19 protein-coding genes are annotated in these 23,394 nt (G+C 67.5%); 12 read left to right on the forward strand and 7 right to left on the reverse strand.

Features of this window, described 5'->3' with window-relative positions; all coding sequences use genetic code 11:
• Positions 1-83 precede the first annotated feature (83 nt).
• Complete coding sequence (locus tag OO52_RS11855; protein WP_030657570.1) at positions 84-764, reverse strand: hypothetical protein; 681 nt, start codon at positions 762-764, stop codon at positions 84-86.
• Positions 765-818: 54 nt separating this feature from the next.
• On the opposite strand from OO52_RS11855, the gene OO52_RS11860 reads away from it, so the two are divergent.
• The 3 genes from OO52_RS11860 to OO52_RS11870 are packed head-to-tail and all read left to right on the forward strand — an operon-like array spanning position 819 to position 2,934.
• Positions 819-1,130, forward strand: a complete 312-nt coding sequence (locus OO52_RS11860) for a hypothetical protein (RefSeq protein ID WP_030657573.1) — start codon at positions 819-821, stop codon at positions 1,128-1,130.
• Between the two features lie 19 nt (positions 1,131-1,149).
• Complete coding sequence (locus tag OO52_RS46010; protein ID WP_051819042.1) at positions 1,150-2,391, forward strand: putative T7SS-secreted protein; 1,242 nt, start codon at positions 1,150-1,152, stop codon at positions 2,389-2,391.
• Between the two features lie 36 nt (positions 2,392-2,427).
• Positions 2,428-2,934, forward strand: coding sequence for a hypothetical protein (locus tag OO52_RS11870; protein WP_030657577.1), 507 nt, complete (start codon positions 2,428-2,430; stop codon positions 2,932-2,934).
• A gap of 17 nt (positions 2,935-2,951) precedes the next feature.
• Here OO52_RS11870 and OO52_RS11875 read toward each other — a convergent pair whose 3' ends face one another.
• A complete protein-coding gene (locus OO52_RS11875) occupies positions 2,952-3,656 on the reverse strand; it encodes a hypothetical protein (protein ID WP_030657579.1) in 705 nt (234 codons plus the stop codon).
• An 879-nt stretch (positions 3,657-4,535) separates the two neighbouring features.
• Between OO52_RS11875 and OO52_RS11880 the strand changes: the two genes are divergently transcribed.
• The 5 genes from OO52_RS11880 to OO52_RS11900 all read left to right on the forward strand — a co-directional run bounded on the left by OO52_RS11880 (position 4,536) and on the right by OO52_RS11900 (position 8,893).
• Positions 4,536-4,958 (forward strand): hypothetical protein, encoded by a 423-nt coding sequence (locus OO52_RS11880; protein WP_324608315.1) that lies wholly within the window; start codon positions 4,536-4,538, stop codon positions 4,956-4,958.
• Positions 4,959-4,960: 2 nt separating this feature from the next.
• Complete coding sequence (locus tag OO52_RS11885; RefSeq protein WP_037630943.1) at positions 4,961-6,703, forward strand: hypothetical protein; 1,743 nt, start codon at positions 4,961-4,963, stop codon at positions 6,701-6,703.
• 89 nt (positions 6,704-6,792) lie between these two features.
• Positions 6,793-8,043: a S8 family serine peptidase gene (locus tag OO52_RS11890; RefSeq protein ID WP_420711448.1), complete on the forward strand. Its 1,251-nt coding sequence runs from the start codon at positions 6,793-6,795 to the stop codon at positions 8,041-8,043.
• 128 nt (positions 8,044-8,171) lie between these two features.
• The gene (locus OO52_RS11895; protein WP_030657588.1) at positions 8,172-8,516 is read left to right on the forward strand and encodes a WXG100 family type VII secretion target; all 345 of its coding nucleotides are present in this window, start codon (positions 8,172-8,174) and stop codon (positions 8,514-8,516) included.
• Between the two features lie 77 nt (positions 8,517-8,593).
• Entirely contained in the window at positions 8,594-8,893 is a 300-nt protein-coding gene (locus OO52_RS11900) for a WXG100 family type VII secretion target (RefSeq protein WP_030657590.1), read from the forward strand.
• A gap of 222 nt (positions 8,894-9,115) precedes the next feature.
• On the opposite strand, the gene OO52_RS50730 is transcribed toward OO52_RS11900, so the two are convergent.
• From OO52_RS50730 to OO52_RS11915, 4 genes are all read right to left on the reverse strand, one after another.
• A complete protein-coding gene (locus tag OO52_RS50730; RefSeq protein ID WP_158712485.1) occupies positions 9,116-9,490 on the reverse strand; it encodes a hypothetical protein in 375 nt (124 codons plus the stop codon).
• A 319-nt stretch (positions 9,491-9,809) separates the two neighbouring features.
• Positions 9,810-12,092 carry a DUF6571 family protein gene (locus OO52_RS11905; RefSeq protein ID WP_030657592.1) on the reverse strand — a complete coding sequence of 761 codons (2,283 nt, stop codon included), beginning with the start codon at positions 12,090-12,092 and terminating at the stop codon, positions 9,810-9,812.
• Between the two features lie 5 nt (positions 12,093-12,097).
• Positions 12,098-12,547 carry a hypothetical protein gene (locus tag OO52_RS11910; RefSeq protein WP_030657594.1) on the reverse strand — a complete coding sequence of 150 codons (450 nt, stop codon included), beginning with the start codon at positions 12,545-12,547 and terminating at the stop codon, positions 12,098-12,100.
• A gap of 72 nt (positions 12,548-12,619) precedes the next feature.
• A complete protein-coding gene (locus OO52_RS11915; protein WP_030657596.1) occupies positions 12,620-16,591 on the reverse strand; it encodes a type VII secretion protein EccC in 3,972 nt (1,323 codons plus the stop codon).
• Between the two features lie 336 nt (positions 16,592-16,927).
• Between OO52_RS11915 and eccD the strand changes: the two genes are divergently transcribed.
• A complete protein-coding gene (gene eccD / locus OO52_RS11920) occupies positions 16,928-18,436 on the forward strand; it encodes a type VII secretion integral membrane protein EccD (RefSeq protein ID WP_030657598.1) in 1,509 nt (502 codons plus the stop codon).
• A 91-nt stretch (positions 18,437-18,527) separates the two neighbouring features.
• Here eccD and OO52_RS11925 read toward each other — a convergent pair whose 3' ends face one another.
• On the reverse strand, positions 18,528-18,821 hold the full coding sequence (locus OO52_RS11925) for a DUF397 domain-containing protein (RefSeq protein WP_030657600.1): 294 nt from the start codon (positions 18,819-18,821) through the stop codon (positions 18,528-18,530).
• 273 nt (positions 18,822-19,094) lie between these two features.
• Here OO52_RS11925 and rpsO point away from each other — a divergent pair, with 273 nt between their 5' ends.
• From rpsO to OO52_RS11940, 3 genes are all read left to right on the forward strand, one after another.
• Positions 19,095-19,382: a 30S ribosomal protein S15 gene (gene rpsO, locus OO52_RS11930; protein WP_030657602.1), complete on the forward strand. Its 288-nt coding sequence runs from the start codon at positions 19,095-19,097 to the stop codon at positions 19,380-19,382.
• A 409-nt stretch (positions 19,383-19,791) separates the two neighbouring features.
• Complete coding sequence (locus tag OO52_RS11935) at positions 19,792-22,011, forward strand: polyribonucleotide nucleotidyltransferase (RefSeq protein WP_030657604.1); 2,220 nt, start codon at positions 19,792-19,794, stop codon at positions 22,009-22,011.
• On the forward strand, positions 22,008-23,387 hold the full coding sequence (locus tag OO52_RS11940; RefSeq protein WP_030657606.1) for a M16 family metallopeptidase: 1,380 nt from the start codon (positions 22,008-22,010) through the stop codon (positions 23,385-23,387). The genes OO52_RS11935 and OO52_RS11940 overlap by 4 nt, the downstream gene beginning before the upstream one ends.
• The last annotated feature ends 7 nt before the right edge of the window (positions 23,388-23,394 follow it).

Raw genomic sequence — 23,394 nt, forward strand, 5'->3', positions numbered from 1 at the left:
GCCCGAAGCATACTGGCACACAGGAAGCTTCATGAATTCTCCATCCCGCCCACTCGGCCCTTCACTTGACCCGCTGGATATCCTCACCGGGAATCAAACGCGCGGTCGAGTACGTCGCAAAGGTAATTGAGCTTCGGCAGGACGGCTTCCTCCCGGAGCCGGCCCCTGGACCAGGTGATGAGTTCGCCCCTGTGGAATCGGAGCGGGGCGTCGGCATCCGCTGCGTGGAGCGCGGAAGGCGGGACGGCGTCCGGAGCGGTGACCGAGAAGACCGCGTAGTACGACGTCTTCGTGAGGGAGCGCCCGGGGCCCGCCGACTGGACGGTCCGCACGTCGCGGTACTCGAAGCAGCGAACGGCACGACCGCGATGCCGGCCCTCGACACAGTCCCAGCTGCTCAGTCCCGACGACACGTCAGGAAAGGGTGCGACGCCCTCGTAACGGTCGGCACCACCCGCGACCCGCGCCCGGTACGTCCACCCCCGCCGCTGCGCTAGGGCGACGAGGGCGGAGACCTCCTCGTCGCCGCGGGAGTCCTCCTGGGCGCGGGACCAACTCGCCCAGACGATCCCGCCGAAAGCGCCACCGAAGACAACGAAGACACCGGCGGCGGCCAGGAGAAAGTGACGACGTGGTATTTCCCGGTCGTTGACGGTGATCACGTTGCACCGTTTCGCCGGATGCGGCATCTTGTCGAAGTTCATCGCTGTGTTCGCCTTCTGATGCTCGTAAGCGTCGATGCTACACTTCGCCGCGCCGATCATTAAGTGCGTCAATGAGCACCGGCTCGGCGGGAGTTGACGAAGGGGAGGACAGTCGTGGCTGATCCTGATCTGGGTGCGGATTCACAGAATCTCAAAAAGGGCGCCAAGGACGTCGTAGAGGCCCTGCGCCCGACCGAGGGTTTCGATCTGGAGGAGTCGGCGGGCCGGAGTTCTTCCTTCGGGCATTCGTCGGCGTCCTCGTCGTTCGTGGCGTTCTGCGCGACCTGGCAGGCGGGTGCGCAGATCCTCAGTGGCAGCACGGCCCAGCGCGCGGCGGGGCTGATCTCGGCATCGAGCACCTTGACGGACACGGACGGACGGGTCCGGGACGCGGCCGACTCCGTCAAGACGAACCAGGACAGGTAAGGCAAGAGCAGGGGAAGCTGTGGCAGCCGCACTCGGGTCGACGAAGGACCCCAAGGAGCTCATTCCCGGTGACGTACACGCGCTGACCGAGCTCGCAGACACCATGCAGCACTGGTCGGACAAGTTCGACAAGGTCGGGTCCAATCTGCGGGACGTGAAGGTCCCCGGCTGGCACGGACAGGCCAGCGACGCGTTCTGGAAGAGCCTGAACGGCGAGAAGGGCAACTGGTACATCGCCTCGGACCACATGGCGGGTGCGGCCAGTGCCATCAAGTCGTACACCAGTGTGCTCCACTGGGCGCAGGGGCAGGCGGCCGACGCGATAGAGAAGTGGGACAAGGGCGACCACGCGGGAGCCCAGGAGGTGCTCAGCACCGCGCGCACCCAGCTGGAGAACGAGGCCGGAACGCTGTCGTCCAAACTGGAGAAGCTGTCCGGCGGCGCCAAGGACAGCCCGAGCTGGCTGACTCAGGCGCGGCAGCTCGCCAAGGAGCTCGGGCTCGGCCAGACCACCATCAAAGAAGACGAGCTGTGGCAGTACGGGAACAACCCCGCCGACAAGAGGAAGCGGCAGTGGGGCTACCAGGATCCCAACGCCACTTCGGAAGACCCCGACGCGCCGAAGAAGGTCAGCTGGTCGGTGAAGATCGCCGAGGTCAGCGGCGGTGCCAGTGTCTGGTCCGCGGACGCCAAGGGCGAGACCACGGTGGGCGGCGTCAAGCTGTCCGGCAATGCCGGAGTCTCGCTGCTCGGCTATGACGCCTCCGCGGTGGCCGGTATCACCGACGGCAACCTGGAGCTGAAGGGGACAGCCAGCGTATATCTCGCCAAGGCCGAGGTCGGCGGCAAGGCCGAATACGGCATCCTCGGTCTTCAGGCCCAGGGCGGCGCCCTGGCGGGTGCCAACGCCGAAGCGAAGGCCACGTTCGGCAAGGACGGCCTGCACGGGGGCGCGGAGGCTTTCGCCGGCGCGAAGGCCGAGGGGTCGGCCGCCGCGGACGTGGGCGGTATCGGTGCCGGTGTGACCGGCGAGGCGTGGGCCGGCGCGGGGGCCTCGGCCAGTGTCGACGTCGGCAAGGGTGACGACGGCAAGTACCACGTCGGCGGTGAGGTCGGTGCCGGACTGGGGCTCGGCGGGAAGGTGGGCTTCCAGGTCACCGTCGATCCCGGCGAGGTCGTCGACACGGTCGGTGACGCCGCGGACGCCATCGGCGATGCCGCGGGGTCGGCGTACGACCACACGCTAGGCAAGTGGTTCTAGGCTTGCGATGAGGCTCAGCAAGGAAGTGGGTTCACGATGACGGGCACCCTGCCGGTCAAAATCTCGTTCTCGTTGCCGGACGGCTGGCGGTCGGCGCCGCCGGACGAGGTGGGAGCGCCCGATGCGGCCTTCGTCGCCCTGCACCCCGCGTCCATCGACGGGTTCACGGCGAACATCACCATCGCCGGCGGGATGCGCAACGACAGCGCCACTATGCGGCAGATCGCCGACGAGTCGGTACGGCGGCTCGAGCAGGCCGGCACCGTGGAGGTCACCAAGCAGGAAGAGGTAGGAACCCCCGACATCCCGGGGCTGACCGATTCACCGGGCATCGTCCAGAACCTGCGCCTGTCGACCACCCTGCACGGAGCACCGCTCGAACTGGTGCAGAGCCAGGTCTACCTCGGCCTGGAAGACGTGGACCGTCCGTCACAGCGGGCCGTGATCGAGCTGGTGCTCACGGCGAAGCCGGAACAGTTGGCGGCGGTGCTGGACGACTTCAAGCAGTTTGTCCGCTCGGTACGGGCGGACCAAGCTGCCTGACGCCCGGGACGGCGGTCTCAAACCGCCGACCAGACCTGCGGCGGAATCCGGTCCAGCACGTCGCACAGGTAGCCGAGCCGCTCGTCGAAGTCCTGTGGGCTCAGCCGGCCGCGGCGCCAGGTGAGCAGCTCGTCGTCGTGCAGCCGGATCGGGGAGTCCTGCACGGCCGGTGATTGCGTGCTCAGGAAGGGGACCACCTCGCCCGTCAGGGCGTTGCGGGCGAACGACTCGTCATCCGTGATCACCCGGAACGCCTCGTCGAACTCCGGCACGCCGAGCTGCACCACACGGCCACGCTGTGTCATCCCGTCGAGAGCCTGCGGCCGCCGCACCACCAGCTCAGGCCCGAAGCCCGGCGCCGCGACCGCGAACACCGTCCAGAAGACGGGCTGGTTCCGCCCCGGGCCGTCGTGGACGTTGAGGGTGCCGGTCACATACTCGAAGCAGCGGAAGCCGCGGCCGCGGAACTCCCCGGTGATGTAGTGCTCCGCCCGCAGGTTGTGCCCGCTGACGGGCAGCGGCGCCAGGCCGCAGAGCCCGTCGATCAGCCCGTACGTGGCCGGCTGGTAGCCGTAGCCGCGCTCCTGCGCGAGTCGGATCGCCGCGGCTCTCTCCTGCACGCCGCGCGCCCGGTTCCGCTGGGCGCGCACCATCATGGTGATGACGAAGGAGAAGATCCCCGCCACGACCAGGATCATGAGCACAGGCATCAATACGGTCATGGGACGCGATTATGTCTGATGGCCCGCACCGCAGGCCGGGCGCCGGGCCCTGATCGTTCCGATGATCGCGGGGTGTGGAAGTTCCAAGCAACGGCGTCAGCAGATCCGGGTCATCGAGACGGAGATCAGGAAACCTCTGGCCAGCGTGGGCGCCAGTTCGCACGCCAATGGCTCGCAGACCGGCACGGAGCTATGACGATGACGGGGCAAGCAGCCCAAGGACGGTCTGCATCCAGTCTCTTGGCCTGGCTCAGTTACGGACATCGTCTGCGATAGCGAGGGTCTCGTCCCCGTCCGCTCCTTCCTGTTCCGCATCAACCCCGTCACAAGCCTCCGCAAAGGGTTCTACCGGCGGTACTTCGGCGGCAGGATCAAGCGCGGAGTCATCGAACGACAAGACCACCCTCAAGGTCGTACTTGGCACCGTGGCCGCCGTCGTCGTGATCGGTGGTGGGGGCGTGGCCGTCGCGCGGGCGCGGCGCGCCAGGTGACGTCTTTCGAGTGGACCTGCCGGGGGCAGTATCGAGACGTGGAGGTTTGATGCAGATCGCATGAGGGCGCCCGCGCTCATGCATTCAGGTCGACGCATCGCTGGCCGACGGAGTGGTGGGGCGCGGCTGTGTCGCCGTGCGCGTTCGCTCGTTACAAACCGGCAATTCCGGCGAAGTGTGGCACCTGGCTCGGCGGCGATACCGAGTCAACACGCCTGCTTGGTTGGACCGGTTGGACGGGTTGACTAGAGTGGTAAACGCGTTGTGAGACGCGGCTCGCTTTGCGATCGTACGGCGAGCGGTTGGTCGGCCCTCGCTCCGGAGGAGCCGATGGACGTACGGGGAAACGGGGAGGAGCGTCGTGCTTCCGTCAGACATGGTGGGGGGCGTGTCGGCGACCAGGGCGGCGAACCTGGAGGCCAGTGGTGAGGCGCTGGGTAAATTCGTGGGGCAGGTGGACTCGGTGCTCCGTGCTCTGGAGGAGTCGGCGGGCAATCCCACGAAGGTCGGTGCACAGGGGATCAGAGCCACGTCGCTGACGTCGGGTGGGGAGAGCGAGTTCCCTGAGGCGCATGGTCTGTACAAGCAGTACACGAGGGTTCATCACGAACTGACGACTCTGTCCAAGAGCCTGCACCTGCAGATCGAGGCGATTGGCATCGCGGTCGCAGGTGCTCACAAAGGCTTCGACAAGCTGGAAGAAGAGCAGCGCCAGCGGTTCTGGGCGATCCAGATGGAGATCGGGAAGCTGCAAGACAAGGGCGACGGCAAGCAGCACACCAGCGGTTCGCAGACCGGCGCGGAGTTGTGACGATGACTGACAAGAAGCACAGCGAAGACTTGCACCGCGTCTCTCAGCAGAACTCCGTGACGGACATCGTCCGCGGTATCGAGGACGGACCGCGCGGCGGCTTCCTCAACGGCATGGTGCGCTCCGTGGTCGAAACCACGCCCTTCGGGCGGGCTGTCGCCGCCAGGACGGACTTCGACAAGCGCGACCTCGACCTGAACCAGATGATCGATCTTGTCGAGCAGACCGACCCGGCGGATCTCGAATCCTCCGGCAAGGCGCTATGGGACGCGCGCGATGCCATCAAGAAGGCTGCCGACGATCTCAAGGCCCACATCGACAAGGTCCCCTGGGTGGGAGTGTCGGGCGACCAGTTCCGCATATGGGGCGACAACCTCGTAACCAACACGCACCATTTGAGCGAGTTCGCCGGGGCGGCGGGTGACCAGATCACCGCTGCTGCCGTGGGTCTCGCCGCCGTACGTGGTGGCATGCCGGCCCGTGACACCAGGGCGAACCCGAAGCGGCCCGACAAGTTCACTGATGCCGAGAAGGCCGCGAACAAGGCGGAGTACGACCACGCCGTTCAGGTGGAGAAGCACCGGCAAGAGGCGATCAACCAGATGAACAGGTTGGCGTCGTACTACGCGGTATCGGAAGAGGTTCTGGCGGCTCTGCCCGCCAAGGACAAGACGCCGAACTTCACGTCGATGCCCGACGTGGGAGTGCCTCGGCCCTCACATCGGTTCAGCGAGGGGTCTCCCGTGCCCGGCACCGGCTCGCACGCGGGGACAGGCTCGGCACTCGCCGTTCGTCATCACTCAACTGTGGTAGGGGCGGACAACGTAGCCCACCACGTCACCGGCGAGGCGGCCCCATCTCACGTGCCGACGACGCACAACAGCCACACGGCCCCGCTCCCAGTGGAGCCGCCCGTCGGTACGAACATCGACAGCACCGGCACGCTGCCTACGCCCACGACCACACACACGACCGGCCCCACCCCGCCGGTCACCGGAACGCCCCCGATGGGCGGCGGTCAGCCCGACCCGCTGGGTGGCGCCGGCTACCGGGTTCCGCTGCCCAATCCGACATCGAGCCGCGGCCTGAGTGGTTCGGCTGGGTACCGCACCCCTCCCTCCGCTCAGGGGCGTGCGGGTGCGACCGGGCTGACCAATCCCCAGGATCCCGGACGTACCACCGCGCAAGGACCCATGAACCAGATGGGGCGTGCCACATCGACGGGACAGCCTGCCGGCAGGGGTACCGCATCCCCTATGGGCCGTGCGGTCACAGGCGGTACGCCTCGGCCCGGTGGCACGGCGGCACCTCGGGGGAACGCCACGCCGACCACCGGCGCCGGCCGTTCCAACGGAGTTGTCGGGGGGCGCCCCACGGCCACCGGTGGTCCGACGAAGGGCGGGGCGAGGATTCCCCGTGGCACGGTCATCGGGGCTGAGGGACAGGTCAATTCGCAGTCCTCGCCTGGCCGGCTCGGTCAGCGTGGTGTCTTCGGAGCGCCCGAGTCTGCGGCGCGGTCCGGCGCCAAGCCGATCGGTTCTCGTACGGGTACGGGTGGTTCCGACGCTGTCACGGGCAAGCCGGCTGCGCGGAACTCCGCAGCGGGCGCCGAGCGGAGCGGTATGACGCGTGGGGGTGCCGGTCTCTTGCGCGGTGCCGGCCGCAAGGGAAAGCCCGAGGACGCGGACGAAGAGACACAGCTGCCCGACAAGCCCCGGCGTGATGTGCCGCCGGCGGCGAACTGACCGCAAGCGAGGACACGGAGACGATGAAGTCAGGGATGAGCCGACGAGCTGAGCGGATTACGCTCCACGGGACGCGCGGTGGCAGACGAGTGCGTGCTGTGGGCGCGGCCGTCGGTGCCCTGGTGGCTGCGACCGTGGGGTTTGCTCCGGGCGCTGTCGCGGATGATGTCCAGGCGAAGCAGTGGTACCTGGGTCCGATGCAGGCCGAGCAGATGTGGAAGGTCAGCACGGGGAAGGGCGTGAAGGTCGCTGTCATTGACAGCGGGGTGAAGGCGGACACTTCGTCACTCAAGGGCCAGGTTTTGACCGATGAGACCCCTAAAACGGTCGCGTACCGGGCCACGGACGACTACGACGGCCACGGGACGACCATCGCCGAGTTGATCGCGGGAACGGGTGCAGGCGGCGGGCTTAAGGGACTAGCCCCAGGGGCGAAGATCGTCCCGTATCGCGTTAAGTTCGAAGACCTCAACGGTGAGGCGGGCGAGATCAACAAAACGCCTGAGCCAGCCGAAGCGATCCGGGCAGCAGCCGACACCGACGCGAAAATCATCAACATGTCCTTCGGCGCGCAGGGACCGAGCTCCAAGGAGAGGGCGGCTGTCGAGTACGCCGCCTCGAAGGGCAAGCTGCTGATCGCCGCCGTAGGTAATGACGGCCGCAAGGCAGGGGATACCATCGGCTACCCGGCCGCCTACCCGTATGTCGTGGGCATAGCGGCCTCCGATAAATCGGGCACAGTGTCCAAGTTCTCTTCGTCTGGCGGCTACGTAGACTTCGCGGCACCGGGTCAGGACTTCCCCGGCTGGTGTGACGCGTCCTTCCGTTCGTACTGCGACGACGTGAATGGAACGAGTTCGGCGGCCGCGATCGCCTCGGGTGCCGCCGCTCTGATCTGGTCCGCCCACCCCGACTGGACGGTGAACCAGGTCACCCGCGCCCTGATCGACACCGCCGGCCGTAGCTGGCCGAAGAACGATCCGAGCAAGTACCTCGGCTATGGTGCCGTTCGCCCGCGCATGATTCTGGCGAACTCCCACTACAACCCTGGTCCTGCGAACGTCGATCCGCTCGCCAAGGAGAACGGCGGCGACCTGCTGGCCAAGTCCGCGGCGTCCTCCACGTCTTCTTCCTCCTCCTCGTCCGCCCCTTCCTCCTCCGCATCAACCCCGTCACAAGCCCCGGAAAATGGTTCTACCGGCGGTACTTCAGCGGCAGGATCGAGCACGGAGTCGTCGAACGACAACACCGCCCTCTGGGTCGTGCTCGGCGCCGTAGCAGCTGTCGTCGTGATCGGCGGTGGGGGCGTGGCCGTCGCGCGGGCGCGGCGTGCCAGGTGACGTCGTCAGCCGTCTGTAGCCCTGTGCTCTCCGAATAGGGCGTGCAGTACGCGCCCGCCGCCGTTCCGCACTGTGCGGTAGTGGGTCGAGACAGTTGGACCAACGAGACAGACAGAGAAAGGGCTGAGATGGCCGAGAACAAGCAGAAGCTCGAAGATGCCGCAGTAATCCACCTGCAGAAGCAGATGCTGGAGAAGTACGACGGAATCCGGAAGCGGGTCCACGGGCTGCAGGGCGTGATCGACGGCCTGGAGGGCCAGTGGCACGGTATCGGTCGTGCCGCCTTCGACTCGAAGCAGTACGAGATCAACCAGTCGCTGCAGGCCATCGGCGGCATCCTCGGTGACGTCATCGAGGCGATGACCGCGACGCGCAACATCAAGGACAGCAAGGAAGACGAGGTCCGAGCGGCTGTCAACAAGATCGACGTGCGCGACGGCGCTCCCACCGTGTCTCCGCTCAGCTCCTACTGACCGACCGACACCCAGGGCTTCAGCCGGGCATCCCGGCGCATCCACTCGATACACATCAGCGAGACGAGGTAACAGGTATGGCCAACAATGCTGACGGCCTGTCAGTCACTTATGACGGGCTCGACGTCGCGGCGACCAAGATCGGCAACGAGGCGAGCCTGCTCGAGCAGGACCTGCAGGAGCTGCGCCGTCTGGTCGTGAGCAGCCTCCAGTACTGGGAGGGTCAGGCCCAGGACACCTTCCACGAGAAGCTGAACCGCTGGGACAAGGAAGCGAACGACATCCACCAGGCGCTGAGCGGCATCGGCCACGTCGTCGCCCAGTCCGGCGGTACGTACATGGAAGGTGACAAGAAGGCGGCCAGCTACTTCCGCTAGGCCGAAGGTCGCGGAAGCGACGAAGCAACTCCAGGGTGGGCGCGCGCGGGAGGCGCCCACCCTGCTGTTGTGTCGGGCTCGGGAAGCCGATCCGTCACCAGCGACATGCCCGGCGGCCCGCAAGGTCGAAGACGGGCAGAGGACGCTGAAGGCTGCCGACGCGGTCCTCCTGGCGCCGTACTCAATCCAACCGGCGTTCCCCTCGCCGCCCATCGGGCTCGATCACGGATTGGGCACCGCAGTCGGCAGGCCGGCTTTCGAAGCGCAGCCTGCCTCCCGGGCCACCTCGCGGGAGACGGAATTAAGGATCATCATACGGTCATTGACGGCGCTGTCCCCGTGTAGTTGGGCGTTATCGGAATACAGTTCCGCTTTCACGTACTTCGTATCGCCAATGTACGCGTCTTTGGATGCTGCTCTGGTGGGGCACTGAAAAAATAGGTCAGCGCCGTCACGGCCCACTTGGGCATACAGTCCCACGTGGTATCTGACCTTGCTGCCGTCGGCGTCCTTTTCGGATGGCGCAGGGTAACTTTGGGATGCCGAAAAGCGAATCTCGAGAAGGGGCTTGCCGCTTTCGTCGCCGGTCTTGTACACCCAGCATGCTGGCCGCTGACGATATTCGTCGTGCAGATGCCTCACTGCGTTTCGTACGGTGAACGTATGGGGCTGTCCTGTCTCGCCAGCCCCCGTGGATTCGTCGAACTGATCGGTACCGGCCAGGTTTTGCAACGCTTGTCTGGCGGAAGCGTCGAGTGCTCCGTCGCAAACCTTGCTCGCACTCGTCCCTGATGCTTTCCCCTGCTCTTGCCCGGAGTTACTGCTGCAACTCCCGACAAGGAGCGCTGCAGCCGTAAGCGAGAGAGCCGTCCCGTATCTACCATTCCTTGCGATTCGCAGCACTTTATGCCCCTGCTCAGTCCTTGTAGGGAGGCCGACCACGGTAGTCGTTCTCGTGGGAGCCGGTGCCCAGGTAGCTGCTCTTTGTTTCTTCGACCCATTGCTGCTGGTCAGCGATAGCCCTGGCGTTTGGGTGGTCCTTGAAGTACGCATCGTAGGTCGATCCGAGATCGTCGACCCCTCGGCCGTAGAATTCACGGCTCGTCATCTGTGACGGGATCAAAGGATCGGATTCCGCGCCATCCGTCGCCTTGTCGATCTCGTGTCCGAGCAGCGTATTGGCCGCATTGGTGATCGTGTCGGTGGCGACCGGGGCGATGACAACTGCGGCAGCCGTGGAACCAGGGAGCGGAATGGAGGCGACGCCACCCGCGACTACTGCCCCGACCAGCAGCTTCTTCCAGTCACCCGACCGACCCAGTGCCTTGTTGGCTTCCTCTGAATTCTCGCCGTACGTCGTCGCCGCCTGCTCGACGCGGGAATTGTCCAGAATGCCGCGGGCTTCCGCGCCCACTGACATGATGTCCCGAGCCTGGTTCATATTTGCATCACTGGTCGGCGGATGGGCGTCGAGCATGCTCAAGGTGTAAACATGCTGCGCTGCTGTCACGGCCTTGTGCGAGTTCTCGTCCTGGCCGAGGACGCTCAGGAAATCGATGGCTCCCTGGTTGCCAAAGTGGGCGCGTCCGGCATATCGGGCAGGGAAGTCGCTCGCGTCCTTGCTGTGGTCCCCGATACCGGACAGCTCGTAGTCGATGTCATCGATGTACGCCCCAGCCATCTTGCCCAGGCTGTCGGCCAGCTCGGGCTGATCGTGCAGCATCTTCGGGCCGTCCTCTCCACCGTAAAGGTAGGCGACCTGTTCCATGACACCTGCCGTGGCTGCGGTGCGACGATCACCCGTGGCGATGTCCTTCGCGGACGCATCGGCGGAGTAGCCGGTCGTGGCCGCCTCCAGTGCGCGTCCGAGTGAGTTGCGCGCCGCGACGTAGTCGTGGTTGCCCTCCATCGTGGCGTCGGAGACCCAAACTCGTTCCGTCGTCAGGTACTTCAGGTGCTCGTTGACCTCGGAGTCCTTGCGGACTGTGTCACCGCTGCCGTCGGGCTGGGCGAAGAACTGCGTCGACGCATCAGGATTGTGACCGAGCGCTTCCAGGAATCCGGTCATTGGGTCGCGGCCACGATCGTTTTTGTAGCCCCAGTAGTTGAGGTCGCCGTCATTGAAGTTGTTGACCCAGGCGTTGATGCCCTGGCCGTTCACCTTCTTGTCGTACGCGACGAGCTTGTCGCCGTAGTCGTTGAGGAACTGGTCGTCGTAGTCACCGAAGCGCATGAGGTTGCTCATGACCGCGTAACCAGTCGGGTTGCCCGCGTCGTCGATCCCGAGCTGGTCGGGACCCAGCCGGATCATCTGCCGCTCCCAGTTCTGCATCTTGTCGCTGTCCGAGAGGGTGGCTTGACCGACGATGATTCCTAGGTTCTTCTGGAGCTGTTTTGCTTGCTTGGCGCGGTCGGGGTCGTAAGTTCCCTGGTAGGGATCGGCGATGCCGGCCCAGAAGGTGAGTACCTTCTTCGGGCCGACCTGCGTGGCGAACTCTTCCGCGAACAGAGGGTCATTCTTGTACTTGGCCAGGGCCGAGTTGAGTGAGGCGAGCTCTGTACTCGTCACGTCGTGCGGGTTCTTCGCAAGGATCTTGGCCATCCGGTCGGCGTCCGCGACCGCCTTGGCGGCTTCGTCCCGGGTTTCGTAGTGGGCGCCGGAGAAGCCGTACTTCGCCTGGTCGACGAGGAGTCGGAGCGCCTTGGCCGCAGTACTGTCGCTCTCGGTCGCCTTGTTGAGAATGCGCTGAATCTCGTTGCGTAGGTCCTCGACGTCTTGCTGGCTGACCGCGCTTGTGCTGCCACTTGGGTCGGAAGCCCAGTCAGGACGAGGATTACCGGCGACGGTGAAGGTCCCGCCGCCGGTGTCGATCACGGTGCAGTATTTGTACGGTGCGCGTTCGAGGGTCTCGTTCAGCTGATCGCGGTACCTGATGAGTTCGCCACGGGTGTCCTTGAGGATCTTCGTGATGGAGTCCGCCTGCGTGTGGGCGTCCGCGAACTCCTCCGCGGTCTTGCCGACGAACTCTCGGCTCACCTGTGCGTTGACGCCAGCCCAGTTCGCCTTGTCCGCGCGACTCTTCAGGTTGCTCTGGGCGTCTTCCTTCAGTGTCGCCAGGTTCTTCGTCATCTCCTCCCAGTCGGTGATGGCCTCACCGAGCTGCGAGAAGTTCCCGTGGCGCAATGCATCGAGATCCATGGCCGTCAGCTGCCTTTCCGCTCCTCAAAGCCCTGGTCGAGCTGGGAGATGCTGCTGAGAGTGCCGGCGATATAGGACTCGTCGGCGGCGTGCTGGTTCTTGGTGTAGCGGAGGTGGTTGGAGATGTGGGCACAGGCGTCGAGGAGGCTCTGTACCTGGTCCACCCAGCGCTCGGCTACATGATCGAGGGCAGCCCCGATGTCGAACCCCTCAGTCTTCAGTCCTCCAGCCGCCTTGATGGAGGACATACGGGCATGATCGCTGAACCGGCTGAAGTCCTGGAACAATTCGTGGGCGGCGGAACCGATCGCGGAGAGGTCCTCTTGGTACACGGTGAGATCGCCACGCGTATTCTCGCCGCCTCCGTTGTCGGGAGTTACATGGTTGAGCTGCATATGGGCTGACTGGTTCTGTGCTGCCTTTGCTTTCAGCTGTTCCCACTCGTCCCACGCCATGCGCGGTTCCTCCCGTCTTTCCGCTCCGGCCGATCAGCGGGAGCGTCGTCAGATCAGCAGTGCCTGCGTGCCTCAATTCTCTACATCCACCAGCCCGACCTGAACCATCGGCTTCCCCCGCTTCCGAGAAACGAAGATCCCCCGCCCCGCCGGCATCGGCCGTGGCCGGACGCCGCCCAGCAGGTCGCCCTCGGCCGGGTCGCCCGCGAGGACCACGCCTTGGGCGCCGAGTTCCTTGATGCGCTGCATGAAGGACTCGTAGCCGGCGCGGCCGGCGCCTGCCGTGGAGCGGGCGATGATGAAGCGGACGCCGACGTCGCGGGCGAACGGCAGCAGTTCCGTCAGGCCCGCCAGCGGGTTGCCGCTCGACGTGGACACGAGGTCGTAGTCGTCGATGATGACGTACACCGTGGGGCCCCGCCACCAGCTGCGGTTGCGCAGCTGCTCCGGGGTCACGTCGGCGGTCGGGGTGCGGCGCTGCATCAGGTCGGCCAGTGCGTCCATGTGGTGCTGCATCTGGTTCGACATGGGGATGTACTCGGCCAGGTGCGACTTCGGGGTCACCCCGAGCAGCGAGCGCCGGTTGTCGACGACGAAGAGCTTGCAGGTGTTGCCGTCGTACCGCTCGGTCAGGCGCTTGATCAGCAGCTTCAGCAGGTTCGACTTGCCGGACTCGCTCTCCCCGAACACCAGGAAGAACGGGTCCTGTTCGAAGTCCACGAACACCGGCTCCAGGTTGTCCTCGTCGAGGGCGAAGGAGATGCCGCGGTTCGGGAAACGGTCGCCCGGCGGAAGCTGCGTGGCCGGGAACTCGCGGGGCAGCAGGCGCACCTCGGGGGCGCCCGGCTCCTGCCAGTGGCGGGTGACCTCGGCCGCGAGGGCGGTCGTCGCCTCAGCGAGGTCCGTGTCGGACGAGAGGCCGTCGATGCGCGGGACCGCCGCCATGAAGTGCTGCTTCTGCGGGGTCTGACCGCGTCCCGGTACGCCGGTGGGGACGTTGGCCGCGATCTTGCGGTCGATCTCGGAGTCCATGGGGTCGCCCAGCCGGAGCTCGAGGCGGTTCATCAGGTGGTCCTTGAGGTTCGCGCGGACCTCCATCGAGCGCGAAGCGGTCAGAACCAGGTGGATGCCGTACCCCAGGCCACGCGCGGCGATGTCCAGCACCAGCGGTTCCAAGGCCTCGTAGTCCGTGCGGAAGTTGCCCCACCCGTCGATGACCAGGAAGACGTCACCCCAGGGCTGGTCGGTCACCGAGATGTCCCCCCGCGCGCGACGGGTGCGGAACTCCGCGATGGAGGAGATGCCCGCCGAGCGGAAGTACTCCTCGCGCCGGGTCATGACGCCGTACACCTCGGCCGCCGTGCGCCGGACCTTCTCCGGGTCCAGACGGGAGGCGACACCGCCCACATGCGGCAGGCCGGCCACCGAGGCCATACCGCCACCACCGAAGTCCAGGCCGTAGAACTGCACTTCCCACGGGGTGTGCGTCAGCGCGAACGAAGCGATGATCGAACGCAGCAGCGTCGACTTGCCGGACTGCGGGCCGCCGATGATCTGCATATGGCCGGCCGCGCCGCCGAAGTCCAGCCACAGCGGGTCGCGCCGCTGCTCGTACGGCTTGTCGATCAGGCCGGCCGGGATGACGAGCCTGCCCGCGCCCTCGTAGCCCGGCTGGGTCATACCGCGGCCGGGCACCGGGGCGAGCCCCGGCAGCAGCGCGTCGAGCGACGGCGGGCTGTCCAGCGGGGGCAGCCACACCTGGTGGGCGGCGGGGCCCTGCGCCTCCAGACGCCGCACGATCACGTCGAGGACGGTGTCCGCGAGCGCGTCGTCCTGCCGCTTGTCGGCCTCCTCCTGCCGCTGCTGCGGGATCGGCACGTACTGCACCGGGACCTCGGCCGCCGTGAAGAGGACCGGCCTGCGGTCGACGGGCAGCGGGCCACCGAGCGCCGCGGCCTGCTGCGAGCTGGTGCGGTACACCCCGGAGACGTACGCGGCCTTGAAGCGCACCATCTCGTCCGTGCCGAACTTCAGGAAACCGGAACCCGGCACGTTCGGCAGCTCGTAGGCGTCCGGGACACCGAGCGCGGCACGGGACTCGGCCGCCGAGAACGTCCGCAGACCGATCCGGTAGGAGAGGTACGTCTCCAGGCCCCTCAGACGGCCCTCCTCCAGGCGCTGCGAGGCCAGCAGCAGGTGCACGCCCAGCGAACGGCCGATACGGCCGATCTGTACGAACATCTCGATGAAGTCCGGCTTGGCGGTCAGCAGCTCGCTGAACTCGTCGATCACCAGGACGAGGGACGGGATCGGCTGCAGCGGGGCGCCCGCCGCGCGTGCCTTCTCGTAGTCGTGGATGTTGGCGTAGTTGCCCGCGTCGCGGAGCATCTCCTGTCGGCGGTTCAGCTCACCGCGGATGGAGTCGCCCATGCGGTCGACCAGGGTCAGGTCGTCCGCGAGGTTGGTGATGACGGCCGCCACGTGCGGCATCTGCGACATACCCGCGAAGGTCGCACCGCCCTTGAAGTCCGCGAGGACGAAGTTGAGCGTTTCCGAGGAGTGGGTGACGGCGAGACCCAGTACCAGGGTGCGCAGCAGTTCGGACTTGCCGGAACCGGTCGCACCGACACACAGACCGTGCGGGCCCATGCCTTCCTGCGCCGCCTCCTTGAGGTCGAGCATCACGGGCCGGCCGTCCTCGCCGACACCGATCGGCACGCGCAGCCGTTCCGACTGAGAGCGGGGCCGCCAGGTCCGCTTCGGGTCGACCGAGGCGGCGTCGCCCAGGTTCAGCAGGTCGGTGAACTCCAGGTTGGCGAGCAGCGGTTCGTCGTCGTCGCCGCCCGATGCCACGCGCAGCGGTGCCAGTTGACGCGCCAACGCCTCCGCCGCCTCGTACGAAAGGACGTCCGGGGTTCCCTCGTAGACCATGCCGTGAGCGGACTCCAGCCGCAGTTCCCTGGGCTGTACGACGACCGACAGGTCGCCGCGTCCGATGGTGAGGTCGCCCGGCACGACCTCCAGGACCGTCACGCCCTGCAGGCCCTCGGGGTTGGCCAGCAAGGAGGTGGGCGGCAAGGAGACGCCGTCGAGCACCACCACCAGATGCGGCTGCTCGGGAACGGGCGCCCCGGAGGGGTGGAAACGAGGGCGGCCCTCCAGGCGGGAGGCGAGCCGGTCCTCCAGCTCCACCGGGTCGGTGCTGATCAGGCGCATGCTGCCGGCACCGTCGGTGACGCCCGGGGCCTGCACGTGCGGCAGCCACTTGGCCCACTCCCATTCGGGCGCCGACTCACGCGCGGTGACGACGGCGATGACCAGGTCCTCGGGGGAGTGCAGCGAGGCGAGGGAGGCGGTGACGGCCCGGGCGGTGCCGCGCACGGTGCCCGGCTCGCCGCTGATCGTCACGTGGTAGAAGGCGCGCAGCGACACCGCCATCGGCAGGTCGTCGAGGGTGCTGTGCGTCGACAGGAAGCGCTGCATGGCGCCGGCGGTCAGCGGCTCCAACTCGTCGACCGGGGCGGTCTGGGGTGGGATCAGGGGCGTGGCCAGAGCCTGCGGACCGAGGCCCACGCGCACCTGCCCGAAGTCCTCGTCGGCGGTGCGCCGTTCCCACACCCGGCTGCCCTCGGCGACCAGAGCCCACAGTTGCTCCGGTGAAGGGTGCAGGTAGTACTGGGTGTCGCGCTGGGTCTTCGCGGTCTCCACGGCGGCGCGGCGGGTCTGCGACAGATAACGGAGGTAGTCACGGCGCAGGTCGGCCATCTGCCCCTGGTTGCCGCGGCGGTAGCGGACGAGCATCGAGATGCCCATGGCGATCGTCGAGGCCACCATCACCAGGCCCATGATCTTCATGAAGGGCTGGGCCTGCGGGTTGAAGAAGAACACCACGGATCCGCCCATGCCCAGCATGGGCAGGAGCTGCATCAGTGCGCCTTCCTGCTGACCGCGCGGCAGTTCCGGCGGAGCCTGCAGCACGACCTCGTCCGTGGGCACTTCCTTCGGCAGTGCCCGCGGGGGGCGCTTGACGACGATGTGGCTCACTACGCACCAATTCCCTTGCCGGACCGAGATGTTTCATCCGCCGCCCCGTGTCAGGCGGACGTCGATCGCGAACCGCGATCCTACTGACAACCACTGACAACGGCGGGCGGTAGGGTGCCGGTGAAGCGCGTGAGCAGTTGCGAATCGTTTTGGGAAAACCCGGGCAATCCGCACCTGTTCGAAGTAAGCGTCTCCTGCAGATCCCGGCCAGAACCGCTCGGTCGGCCGGTGGAGCGGGAAGGCGTCGCACAACCTACACAGCATCTTTACGGGCGGAAGGTGCGCGGTGGCACCGTAGGCCGCCCCACCACCGACGAGGGGGAACAGCAGGTGAGCATGACGGCCTCCGCGCCGGCCGGCGCGACCGGTGGACCGGGCACCGGAGCCCCTTCCGGAGCGGGCATGGGATTCGGCTTCTGCCGCGTCACCATCGTGGCGCCCGACAGTCGCATCGACGTCGCGCTGCCCGACGACGTACCGGTCGCCGACCTCTACCCGGAGATCCTGCGCCTGTCCCAGCAGGGCCCGGCCGAGGGTGCTCCGGTCGGCTACCACCTCGTACGCCGTGACGGCACCGTCCTCGACGGCGCCCGGTCCTTCACGGCCCAGCGCATCCTCGACGGCGAGCTGCTCACCCTGCGCCCGTTCGCCGAGTCGCTGCCCCCGGCCGTCCTCGACGACGTCTCCGAGGCGGTGGCCGCCGCCGTCACCCGGGACCGCACCCTGTGGAGCGGCGACCTCACCCGCGCCGCCGGTCTCGTCGCGGGCGGCATCCTGCCCGCGCTGCTCGCGTTCGTGGCCTGGAGCTCGCAGATCCGGCACGACATGCACAGCCTGCAGGGCATCATCGCGGGCGTCTGCGGCATCCTGCTCGTCACCATCGCGTGCGTACGCGCGCGTGTGTACGACGACCGAGGCTCCGCCGTCGCGCTGGGACTTGGCGCCCTGCCCAACGTCGCCGTGGCCGGCTCGGGCCTGCTGTCGCTCTCCGCCGGTGAGGGCATCGGGCGACTGCAGTTCCTGCTCGCCTGCACGACCGTCCTGGTCGCCGCCCTGGTGCTCACCCTGGTGTCGCCGGGCGGCGACGGACCCTTCGTGGCGTTCGTCTTCGCCTCCGCCATCGGTCTGATCACGACCTTCATCGCGATCCTCACCGAGCTGAGGCCCATCGAGACGGCCGCCGTCTGTGCCCCGCTCTCCGTCGTGGCGCTGGCCTTCCTCCCCGGCCTGTCCATGCGTTTCGCGCGGCTGCCCATCGGCTTCGAACCGCCCAACCCCTCCCGCGGCGGCTACGACACCGGCGAGCCCGCGCCCCAGGAGCCCGTGGACGCCGAGCGTGTGGCCGCCCAGGCCCGGCGCGGCCACGAACTCCTCGTCGGCCTCGTCGGCGGCTGCGCTCTCGTCGCGGTGGGCGCGTCCATCGTCCTCGGCTTCTCCAGCAACATCTGGGCCCAGCTGCTGGCTCTCGCGACCGGCGTGGCGATGCTCATGCGGGCGCACCTGTTCCGTTACACCGCACAGGTCGGCGCCACCCTGGCCGCGGGCCTCGCCGCCATCGTCTTCCTCGGCCTGGGGCTGGCCCTGAACCCGCCGCGGGACTATCTGATCGACGCCCTCCGGGGCGACACCCTGGCCCTCGACATCCGGAGCGTCTGGCTCGCCGCCGCCGTCGCCGCGGCCACGGCCTTGGTCACCGCGATCGCCCTGATCACCCCACGGCGCGGTGTCACCCCCTTCTGGGGGCGCTTCCTGGAGATCGCCGAAAGCTTCGTCCTGCTCACGCTGGTCCCGCTGGCCCTGGCCGTCTTCGACGTCTACGCGCAGGCGCGGGCCATGACCAGCTAGGAGCCGGACGGCGGCAGCGGGCCGTCACCGGCGAGGAGCCGGATTGCAAAAAGGGCGGCACGCGCGCGTGCCGCCCTTTCTCATGCACGGCTCACTGCACGTCCAGCCCCCCGTTATGAGCCATAGGCTTCAGATCGAACTCCCCGTCCCGAGCCCCCAGCACGAACGCCCGCCACTCCGCCTCGGTGTAGCGCAGCACCGTGTCCGGGTCGAGCGAGGACCGCATCGCCACCGCGCCGCCGGGCAGGTACGCGATCTCGACCCGCTCCTCGTGCTCCTCCGTGCCCGGCGCGCAGTGCCACTCGACGCCCGAGATGTCGAGGGCGTACAGCTCGTCCCGCTCCCGCTCCTTGCGCGCCTTGATCTCCGCTTCCGTTTCCGCCATCGTGCAGCGACCCCTTCCCGAGGTAGGTACGGTCCGGGCGCTCACCCTAGTGGCCGGGGCCGTCCCACCAGGACGGTTCGCCGACCCGGCGTAAGGTGCCCGCCACCGCCTGGTACCCTGAGTGACGGCCGTTTGTGTACGCACCCCCGGAACCGCCCCGTGCTCGTTCTGGAGGCCGCGCCCAGCGGATCCCCGCCTCCCGAGTAACGGAAGCTCCCCCGAGACGTAGACCGGGGGCACTCGGTGGCACTCAACAGACTATGAGGAGTACGCGTGTCGCTCGACGCCGCTACGAAGAAGCAGATCATCGCCGAGTTCGGTACCAAGGAGGGTGACACCGGCTCCCCCGAGGTCCAGGTCGCTCTGCTCTCCCGTCGGATCTCCGACCTGACGGAGCACCTCAAGACCCACAAGCACGACCACCACTCCCGTCGTGGCCTGCTGATCCTCGTCGGTCAGCGTCGCCGCCTTCTCCAGTACCTGGCGAAGAAGGACATCCAGCGCTTCCGTACGCTGGTCGACCGCCTCGGCATCCGCCGCGGTGCGGCGGGCGCCCGGTAAGACGCCGTGAGGGGAGCGGTTCCCGAAAGTACTCGGGGGCCGCTCCCTTTGCCGTATGCGGGGCCCTGCCGCGCACAGCGGAACCCTCCGCCCTAGGTGCGGAGACGTGCGGAGACGTGCGGAGTGTCACTCACGCTTTGTAGTGTGGTAGCACAACGCAATACGCACGACACGGAACGACGTACGACACAGCACCACGACGTACGGCACAGAACGCACAGAACGCACAGAACGAGGAGGAGCGCACCTAGCCGCCGCCGGTCCTCGGTAGTGGCCCCCGGGGGGAAGCGAGCCCCGGGTGCTTCGATCGAAGACCGGCCCGCACCGCACGGAGCGCTTCTCCGCCACCGTCCCCCTGCCACACGGGCAGCCAAGGGACGAAAGACGATTAGTAACGGAGAAAACGCTAGTGGAGAACGAGACCCACTACGCCGAGGCCGTCATCGACAACGGTCCCTTCGGCACCCGCACCATCCGCTTCGAGACGGGCCGCCTGGCCAAGCAGGCCGCCGGTTCCGCCGTGGCCTACCTGGACGACGACACCATGGTGCTGTCGGCCACCACCGCCTCCAAGAACCCCAAGGACCAGCTCGACTTCTTCCCGCTGACGGTGGACGTCGAGGAGCGGATGTACGCCGCCGGCAAGATCCCCGGCAGCTTCTTCCGCCGTGAGGGCCGTCCGTCCGAGGACGCCATCCTCACCTGCCGCCTCATCGACCGTCCGCTGCGCCCGTCCTTCAAGAAGGGCCTGCGCAACGAGATCCAGGTCGTCGCCACGATCATGGCCCTCAACCCCGACCACCTGTACGACGTCGTGGCGATCAACGCCGCGTCCGCGTCCACGCAGCTGGCCGGTCTGCCCTTCTCCGGCCCGATCGGCGGCGTCCGCGTCGCGCTGATCCGCGGCCAGTGGGTCGCGTTCCCGACCCACACCGAGCTGGAGGACGCCGTCTTCGACATGGTGGTCGCCGGTCGCGTCCTGGAGGACGGCGACGTCGCGATCATGATGGTCGAGGCCGAGGCCACCGAGAAGACCATCAAGCTGGTCGAGGGCGGCGCCGAGGCGCCGACCGAGGAGGTCGTCGCCGCCGGTCTGGAGGCCGCCAAGCCCTTCATCAAGGTCCTGTGCCGCGCGCAGGCCGACCTCGCCGCCAAGGCCGCCAAGCCGACCGCCGAGTTCCCGATCTTCCTGGACTACCAGGACGACGTGTTCGAGGCCCTGACCGCGGCCGTCCGCCCCGAGCTGGCCCAGGCGCTCACCATCGCCGGCAAGCAGGAGCGCGAGGCCGAGCTGGACCGCGTCAAGGGTCTGGCCGCCGAGAAGCTCCTGCCGGAGTTTGAGGGCCGCGAGAAGGAGATCTCCGCCGCGTACCGCTCGCTCACCAAGCAGCTGGTCCGCGAGCGCGTGATCAAGGAGAAGAAGCGCATCGACGGCCGCGGTGTCACCGACATCCGCACGCTGGCCGCCGAGGTCGAGGCCATCCCGCGCGTGCACGGTTCCGCGGTGTTCGAGCGTGGCGAGACCCAGATCCTGGGCGTCACCACCCTCAACATGCTCCGCATGGAGCAGCAGCTGGACACCCTCTCCCCGGTGACCCGCAAGCGCTACATGCACAACTACAACTTCCCGCCGTACTCCACCGGTGAGACCGGCCGCGTCGGCTCCCCGAAGCGCCGCGAGATCGGCCACGGCGCGCTCGCCGAGCGTGCTCTCGTGCCCGTCCTGCCGACGCGCGAGGAGTTCCCCTACGCGATCCGCCAGGTCTCCGAGGCGCTGAGCTCCAACGGCTCGACGTCCATGGGCTCGGTCTGCGCCTCCACCATGTCGCTGCTGAACGCCGGTGTGCCGCTGAAGGCCCCGGTCGCCGGTATCGCCATGGGCCTGATCTCCCAGGAGATCGAGGGCGAGACGCACTACGTCACCCTCACCGACATCCTCGGTGCTGAGGACGCCTTCGGCGACATGGACTTCAAGGTCGCCGGCACCAAGGAGTTCGTGACCGCCCTCCAGCTCGACACCAAGCTGGACGGCATCCCGGCCTCCGTCCTGGCCGCGGCCCTCAAGCAGGCCCGCGACGCCCGCCTCCACATCCTCGACGTGATGATGGAGGCCATCGACCGGCCCGACGAGATGAGCCCGCACGCTCCGCGGATCATCACCGTCAAGATCCCGGTCGACAAGATCGGTGAGGTCATCGGCCCCAAGGGCAAGATGATCAACCAGATCCAGGAGGACACGGGCGCCGAGATCACCATCGAGGACGACGGCACGATCTACATCGGTGCCGCCGACGGTCCCTCGGCGGAGGCCGCCCGCGCCACGATCAACGGCATCGCCAACCCGACGATGCCCGAGGTCGGCGAGCGGTACCTGGGTACGGTCGTCAAGACGACCACCTTCGGTGCGTTCGTCTCCCTGCTGCCCGGCAAGGACGGTCTGCTGCACATCTCGCAGATCCGCAAGCTCGCCGGCGGCAAGCGCGTGGAGAACGTCGAGGACGTCCTCGGCGTGGGCCAGAAGGTCCAGGTCGAGATCGCCGAGATCGACTCCCGCGGCAAGCTCTCCCTCGTTCCGGTGATCGAGGGCGAGGAAGGCAACGACGAGAACAAGGACGACGCCGAGCAGTGACGTCCCGTAGCTCCAAGGTGACGGCCCGCCCCTCTTCGGAGGCGCGGGCCGTCGCCCGTACCCAAACCCTGATCAAGGGCACGGGCGGCATCGGTACGGTCCGCAAGACCACCCTCCCGGGCGGCCTGCGCATCGTCACCGAGACCCTGCCCTCGGTCCGCTCCGCCACCTTCGGCATCTGGGCGCACGTCGGCTCCCGCGACGAGACCCCGTCCCTGAACGGCGCCACGCACTACCTGGAGCACCTGCTCTTCAAGGGCACGACCCGTCGCAGCGCGCTCGACATCTCCTCCGCGCTCGACGCGGTCGGCGGCGAGATGAACGCGTTCACGGCCAAGGAGTACACGTGCTACTACGCACGCGTGCTCGACACCGACCTGCCGCTCGCCATCGACGTCGTCTGCGACATGCTGACCGGCTCGCTGATCCTCGAAGAGGACGTCGACGTCGAGCGCGGCGCGATCCTCGAAGAGATCGCCATGACCGAGGACGACCCGGGCGACTGTGTGCACGACCTTTTCGCGCACACCATGTTCGGCGACAACGCCCTCGGCCGCCCGGTCCTCGGCACGGTCGACACGGTCAACGCCCTCACCGCCGACCGCATCCGCCGCTTCTACCGGAAGCACTACGACCCGACCCACCTCGTGGTCGCCTGCGCCGGCAACGTCGACCACAACAAGGTCGTACGCCAGGTCCGCGCGGCCTTCGAGAAGGCGGGCGCCCTCCGCGACCCGGACGCGCGGCCCATCGCCCCGCGCGAGGGCAGCCGTACGATCCGCACCTCCGGCAAGGTGGAACTGCTCGCCCGCAAGACCGAGCAGGCCCACATCGTCCTCGGCATGCCCGGCATCCCGCGCGCCGACGACCGCCGCTGGGCCATGGGCGTGCTCAACACCGCGCTCGGCGGCGGCATGTCCTCCCGCCTCTTCCAGGAGGTCCGGGAGAAGCGCGGCCTCGCCTACAGCGTGTACTCGTACACCTCCGCCTTCGCGGACTGCGGCCTGTTCGGCGTCTACGCCGGCTGCCGGCCCAGTCAGGTGCACGACGTCCTTCGGATCTGCCGCGACGAACTCGACCACGTCGCGCAGAACGGCCTCTCCGACGACGAGATCGCCCGCGCCATCGGCCAACTGCGGGGTTCCACGGTCCTGGGCCTGGAGGACACCGGCGCGCTGATGAACCGTATCGGCAAGAGCGAGCTGTGCTGGGGCGAGCAGATGTCCGTGGACGACATGCTCGCGAAGATGGAGGCGGTCACCCCGGACGAGGTCCGCGCGGTCGCCCGCGACATCCTGGGACAGCGCCCGTCGCTGTCGGTCATCGGCCCGCTCAAGGACAAGCAGGCTTCCCGGCTGCACGACGCGGTCGCCTGAAACACCA

Source organism: Streptomyces flaveolus (genome assembly GCF_000716535.1).
Taxonomy (GTDB): domain Bacteria; phylum Actinomycetota; class Actinomycetes; order Streptomycetales; family Streptomycetaceae; genus Streptomyces; species Streptomyces flaveolus_A.